General features: G+C 63.1%; 2 protein-coding genes and 2 pseudogenes. 3 read left to right on the top strand and 1 reads right to left on the bottom strand.

The genetic code is table 11. The features are described from left to right. Window positions 1–119, bottom strand: a pseudogene (locus tag EN925_RS40895) (alpha/beta hydrolase); the annotation flags it as partial. Between the two features lie 289 nt (window positions 120–408). On the opposite strand from EN925_RS40895, the pseudogene EN925_RS24885 reads away from it, so the two are divergent. The 3 genes and pseudogenes from EN925_RS24885 to kynU all read left to right on the top strand — a co-directional run bounded on the left by EN925_RS24885 (window position 409) and on the right by kynU (window position 4,191). Continuing rightward, window positions 409–2,033, top strand: a pseudogene (locus EN925_RS24885) (AMP-binding protein). Further along, window positions 2,030–2,866, top strand: coding sequence for a tryptophan 2,3-dioxygenase (gene kynA / locus EN925_RS24890; protein ID WP_127369898.1), 837 nt, complete (start codon window positions 2,030–2,032; stop codon window positions 2,864–2,866). The pseudogene EN925_RS24885 and the gene kynA overlap by 4 nt, the downstream one beginning before the upstream one ends. A 77-nt stretch (window positions 2,867–2,943) precedes the next feature. Further along, window positions 2,944–4,191 carry a kynureninase gene (gene kynU, locus EN925_RS24895; RefSeq protein WP_127385142.1) on the top strand — a complete coding sequence of 416 codons (1,248 nt, stop codon included), beginning with the start codon at window positions 2,944–2,946 and terminating at the stop codon, window positions 4,189–4,191. Window positions 4,192–4,373: the final 182 nt, after the last annotated feature.

A 4,373-nucleotide genomic window follows, 5' to 3' on the forward strand; every position in this document is an offset into this window, starting at 1 on the left:
GGCTCCGCCCAGGCGGCTGGCCAACGGTCGCTGCCGGCGATGTTCGCACCGTTGGCATAGGCATCATCCCAATCGACGATGTGACGTTCGAACATCTGCGCCCTCCCCCAAAACGGCATCGCTTCTCCGCCAGCAATGGCCAACGCCACGACATGCGTCAATGCTCCAGGGCAAAAACACTTTAGGCTTGAAACAAATTTCGACTGGTGCGATCCTGCCCGTACGAACAGCCGACAATGGGAGGTCTGCTGTGCTGCCCTCACCTGCAGATGTTCACCCCTTCTGGGCGCATCTCCGAGCAGGCGCCATGGGCAGCACGAAGCCTCCTCAGAGCAGGACCTTAGGATCCACCACATCCAGCCAAGGCGCATTGCGCATTGGCCAGGCAGCAGACGGGAGAGCGGCGACATGCTTGGGCCTTCAGCGCATATCGACACGTTCACGCGCGATCACCTGCCGCCGACGGAGCAATGGCCCGATATACTGCTCGACGGCTTCGACTATCCCGAACGCCTCAACGCCGGTGTCGAACTTACCGACCGGCTGGTCGAGAAGGGCCTCGGCGACGCACAGCCCTGATCGGCAATGGCCGCCGCCGCACCTATAAGGAACTGTCGGACTGGACGAACAGGCTCGCCCACGCGCTGGTCGAGAATTATGGCGTCGAGCCCGGCAACCGGGTGCTGATCCGCTCGGCCAACAACCCCGCCATGGTCGCCTGCTGGCTGGCTGCCACCAAGGTCGGCGCCGTGGTCGTCAACACCATGCCTATGCTGCGCGCCGGCGAACTGGCCAAGATCGTCGACAAGGCGGAAATCACCGTCGCGCTCTGCGACACCAGGCTGATGGACGAGATGACCGCCTGCGCCAAGGACAGCACCTTCCTCAAACAGGTCATAGGCTTCGACGGCACCGCCAACCATGATGCCGAGCTCGATCGTGCCGCTCTCGACAAGCCGGTGACATTCACCGCCGTCAACACCGGCTGCGACGATGTCGCGCTGCTCGGCTTCACCTCGGGCACGACAGGCGTGCCGAAGGCGACGATGCATTTCCACCGCGACCTCCTGATCATCGCCGACGCCTATGCCCGCGAAATCCTGGAGGTGACGCCGGACGACATCTTCGTCGGCTCGCCGCCGCTGGCCTTCACCTTCGGCCTTGGCGGGCTCGCTATCTTTCCCCTGCGCTTCGGTGCGGCGGCGACGCTGCTGGAGCAGGCGACGCCACCCAACATGATCCACATCATCGAGACCTACAAAGCCACGATCTCCTTCACCGCACCGACTGCCTACCGCGCCATGCTGAAGGCCATGGATGAAGGTGCCGATTTGTCTTCGCTGCGGGTTGCCGTTTCAGCCGGCGAAACCTTGCCCGCTCCGGTTTTCGAAGAGTGGACGCAAAAGACCGGCAAGCCGATCCTCGACGGCATCGGCGCCACCGAAATGCTGCACATCTTCATCTCCAACCGCTTTGGCGACATGAAGCCCGCGTCGACCGGCAAGCCGGTCGGCGGCTACGAGGCGCGCATCGTCGACGACGAGATGCGCGAAGTACCGCGCGGCGCGACCGGCAGGCTGGCGGTGCGCGGCCCGACCGGCTGCCGCTACATGGCCGATATCAGGCAGAAGGACTACGTGCGCGACGGCTGGAACATCACCGGCGACACCTTCACGCAGGACGAGGACGGCTTCTTCCATTTCGCCGCGCGCTCCGACGATATGATCGTCAGCGCCGGCTACAACATTGCCGGCCCCGAGGTCGAGGCCGCACTTCTGTCACATCCCGACGTCGCCGAATGCGCGGTGATCGGCGCCGAGGACGCCGAGCGCGGCCAGATCGTCGAGGCGCATGTCGTGCTGGTGCAGGGCGTGGCGCCTGACGCATTGACCACCAAGCGCCTGCAGGACCATGTCAAGGCGACGATCGCGCCCTACAAATACCCGCGATCGGTGAAATTCATTGCTGCTTTGCCCAAGACCCAGACCGGCAAGATCCAGCGCTTCCGGCTGCGCACGGAGAAAGTCAATTGAGCGAGCCCTACGATCCGGCGTCCGAAGGCGCACAGATGTCGTTCAACGAGCGCATGTCGTACAGCGACTATCTGCACCTGGAGAAAGTGCTGGAGGCGCAGACGCCGCTGTCGTCGGCGCATGACGAGATGCTGTTCATCATCCAGCACCAGACCTCGGAACTGTGGATGAAGCTCGCTTTGCACGAGATTGGCGCCGCGATCCGCTCGATCCGCGCCGACCGGCTCGAGCCGAGCTTCAAGATGCTGTCGCGAGTCGCGCGCATCTTCGAGCAGCTGAACAATGCCTGGGATGTGCTGCGGACGATGACGCCCAGCGAATATACCGAGTTTCGCGACGCGCTCGGCCAGTCCTCGGGTTTTCAGTCCTGGCAGTATCGCGCCATCGAGTTCATGGCCGGCAACCGCAACCTGGCCATGCTCGGCCCTCACAAGCATCGGCCTGACCTCAGCGGAAAGCTGGAAGCCATTCTGGCCGAGCCATCGCTCTACGACGAAGCGCTGCTGCTTTTGGCGCGCAACGGATTCGACATCGGTGCCGATGCCAGGCGCACGGACTGGCGTGAGACGCGAACCGAGAATGAAGAGGTCCTGGTCGCCTGGCAGACTATCTACCGCGATCCGCAGCGCTACTGGATGTTCTACGAACTGGCCGAGAAGCTGGTCGACTTCGAGGATTATTTCCGCCGCTGGCGCTTCAACCACGTCACCACGGTGGAGCGCATCATCGGTCTGAAGCGCGGCACCGGCGGCACGTCGGGTGCTTCGTATCTGAAGAAAATGCTCGAGGTCGTGCTGTTTCCGGAGCTGTGGACGATCCGCACCCGGCTCTGACATCATCGAAATGAGAACAGGCTCACTGAAGGGACGCTCTGTGGCGGGAACCCTTCGCGAACAACCGGGGACTGACCATGAGTGGAATTCCTGATCTCGCCGCAGTCGAAGCGATGGATGCCACGGATCCGCTGCGGGCCATGCGCGACCGTTTCATTCTGCCGGAGGGGGTGATCTATCTCGACGGCAATTCACTGGGGGCAGCATCTCATGCCGTTTTCGGCGAGCTGCAGCAGGCGGCGACGCAGGAATGGGCCCGAGATCTTATCCGAGCCTGGAACACGGCCGGATGGTTCGAGATGCCGATCGAACTCGGTGACCAGCTCGGACGCCTGATAGGAGCCGCGGCCGGCCAGACCGTCGTCTGCGACACGACATCGACCAACATCTACAAGGTGCTGCACGCAGCGATGGAGATGCGGCCCGGCCGGTCAGCCATCGTCGCCGAAGGTGACAGTTTTCCCACCGACCTGTACATCGCCGAAGGCGTGGCCTCGACCCGGGATGGCGTCCTGCTGCGCCTCGCGGGCGTCGACGCGCCGACCATCGAAGAGCTAATCGACGAAAACGTCGCGGTGGTGCTGGTCAACCACGTCAATTACAAATCGGGTGAACTGCGCGACATGGCGGCGCTGACGCGCAGGGCTCATGCGGCCGGAGCGCTGATCGTCTGGGATCTCTGCCACACCGCCGGCGCCCTGCCCGTCGAGCTCGATCAGGCAAATGCCGATTTCGCTGTCGGCTGCACGTACAAGTACCTCAACGGCGGTCCGGGCGCGCCGGCCTTCATCTATGCCGCACAGCGCCACCACGGCGATATCAGCCAGCCGCTCAGCGGCTGGTGGGGCCATGCGCGGCCCTTTGCCTTCGAACGGGGTTATGTTGCCGGCGCCGGCATCCGCCGTTTTCTGTGCGGTACGCAACCGGTCCTGTCGATGCGGGCGCTCAAAGGCGCGCTTGCCATCTGGAGCGACGTCGACATGGCGGCATTGCGAAAGAAGAGCGTCGCGCAGACAGAACTGTTCATCCAGCTCGTCGAAGCCAAGTGCGGCGCCTACGGTCTCGCGCTGGAGACTACCCGCGACGCGACCAGGCGCGGCAGCCAGGTGTCGTTCCTTCACGACCATGGCTATCAAATCATGCGGGCGCTGATCGAGCGCGGGGTGATCGGTGACTTCCGCGCACCGTCGACCATCCGTTTCGGCTTCACGCCGCTCTATGTCAGCTACAAGGATGTGTGGCTGGCGGTTGAGGTTCTGGAAGACATTCTGCGCACGGGTGCATGGAAGGACCAGCGTTTCGCCGTCAAGGAAGCCGTTACCTGACGCACCGATCCCGGCGATCCGCCGTCGCTGCCCTCACTGCCTGGCAAATGACGGAGAGCTGAATTTCCAGCCAAAATGCCCAACTGACGTTGGCGTTTTGGCTCCGTTTCGTTCACGGCCAACCAACGTCCCGAAGGTTGCAATCGCTCCTTGTCGAGGTCGATCGACAGATAATGCCAAGC

Origin of the sequence: Mesorhizobium sp. M7A.F.Ca.US.006.04.2.1, from assembly GCF_004022915.1 — a bacterium.
Lineage (GTDB): Bacteria > Pseudomonadota > Alphaproteobacteria > Rhizobiales > Rhizobiaceae > Mesorhizobium > Mesorhizobium ciceri.

What these genes read in the sequence shown, in the direction of transcription:
- kynU (WP_127385142.1), top strand. Translation starts at nt 2,944, where the DNA reads ATGAGTGGAATTCCTGATCTCGCCGCAGTCGAAGCGATGGATGCCACG.